The organism is Acidocella sp. MX-AZ02 (assembly GCF_000306035.1).
Lineage (GTDB): Bacteria > Pseudomonadota > Alphaproteobacteria > Acetobacterales > Acetobacteraceae > Acidocella > Acidocella facilis.
On record NZ_JH976258.1, the window covers coordinates 1 to 658 of the forward strand.

The 658-nt window shown below is 72.6% G+C and carries 3 protein-coding genes; all 3 read left to right on the plus strand.

The window, feature by feature from the left end; genetic code table 11:
* Window positions 1-242, plus strand: a 242-nt coding sequence (locus MXAZACID_RS20370) for a phosphoribosyl-dephospho-CoA transferase MdcG domain-containing protein (RefSeq protein ID WP_305803490.1), incomplete at its 5' end; no start/stop codon positions are given.
* Window positions 205-336, plus strand: a complete 132-nt coding sequence (locus MXAZACID_RS20375; protein WP_256378793.1) for a hypothetical protein — start codon at window positions 205-207, stop codon at window positions 334-336. The genes MXAZACID_RS20370 and MXAZACID_RS20375, both read left to right, overlap by 38 nt.
* The coding region (locus tag MXAZACID_RS17410; RefSeq protein WP_008495914.1) for a triphosphoribosyl-dephospho-CoA synthase at window positions 333-658 on the plus strand (326 nt) is incomplete at its 3' end. The genes MXAZACID_RS20375 and MXAZACID_RS17410, both read left to right, overlap by 4 nt.

Genomic DNA, 658 nt, shown 5'->3' on the forward strand with positions numbered 1-658 from the left:
CCCTGCTGGCGCTTGCCACCCAATACGGCATCGTCCCCGCCTGTTTCGGCGGGCTGGCCTGGCAGCATCTCACCGGCCTCGCCTATCTCAGCCCGTCCTCGGACCTCGACACGCTCTGGCCGCTCAACACCGCCGACATGGCGCCGGGTTTGGCCGCCGATTTGGCGCAGGCGGCGCGGGGCCGGCCCGCAGCTGGATGGCGAATTGCTCTTCCCCGGTGGCATGGCCGTGAACTGGCGTGAATTCCACGCCGCCGGCCCGGATGACATGCTGCTGGTGAAAGAGGCGCGGCGCGCCCGGCTGCTGCCGCGCGTCACCTTGATGCAGGCGGCATGAACGCCCCGCGCCCCACCCACGCCCCGGCTTTAGCGCCCGAGGCCATCGGCGCCGCCGCCAGCCGGGCGCTGCTGCGTGAACTGGCCGTCTGGCCCAAGCCGGGCCTGGTCAGCCACCGGGATTCCGGCAGCCATCGGGACATGGACGCCGCGACCTTGCGCGCCAGCGCCCTCACTCTACGCCCCTTCTTCACCGCCCTGGCGGCGGCGGGCCAAGCGGGTGCGGCGATGGACTGGCTGCGCGCCATCGGGCTGCAAGCCGAGGCGGCGATGCTGCGCGCCACCGGCGGCGTCAACACCCATCGCGGCGCGATTTTCGGGCT